The organism is Clostridium bowmanii (assembly GCF_018861315.1).
GTDB classification, from domain to species: Bacteria; Bacillota; Clostridia; order Clostridiales; family Clostridiaceae; genus Clostridium_AD; species Clostridium_AD bowmanii.
In genome coordinates this window covers 1-594 of the sequence record NZ_JAHLDL010000117.1, presented here as the reverse complement: position 1 = coordinate 594, position 594 = coordinate 1, and the positions used below count along the sequence as shown (strand labels likewise).

The window sequence follows — 594 nt, the reverse complement described above, 5'->3', positions numbered from 1 at the left end:
GTAAAAAAGTGCGTACTAAATTATAAAGATAATTAAAAGGGGGCGATTATTATTAATAAGAAAATTGGATTAACAATTTTCTGTTTGTTAATGATTTTAACAGGATGTACAACCCAAAATTCAAAGGATAAAAAGATTGATATGTCGTTATTAAAGCCAAAGGAAGTTGTAGAAGGATTTTTCAAATATTATAACCAAAAGAATTTGGAAGGTATGAATACATTAACAACTGAAAAATATCATTCCTCAGAATCATATTGGGGATTTGATAATTTAGAATATATTAAAGTTATCAATATAATTGAAGATACTAAAAAAGCAAATAAGGAAGTATACCTACGCCAGACGAAAAAAGGTCAAATAATAGATACGGAAAAAGAAAAATCAGAATTAGAAAATGTAACTATTTTTAACGTGGATTTTGAAGTTAAATATAAAAAAGAGGGAGTAGGTCCCACTGACAGTGGTAGGGATAAATATAGTTATACTTTAATCAGAAAAGACAAAAATTCACCTTGGCTAATAAGTTCTTTTGGACATTAGTATAATCATACAATATGTACTTGCAAACGGATAGTTCGCAATCTTCATATA

General features: G+C 27.4%; 1 protein-coding gene. It reads left to right on the top strand.

What is annotated here, in order from left to right; all coding sequences use genetic code 11:
* Nucleotides 1-141 precede the first annotated feature (141 nt).
* Nucleotides 142-543 (top strand): DUF4829 domain-containing protein, encoded by a 402-nt coding sequence (locus tag KPL51_RS23165; protein WP_216166790.1) that lies wholly within the window; start codon nt 142-144, stop codon nt 541-543.
* Nucleotides 544-594: the final 51 nt, after the last annotated feature.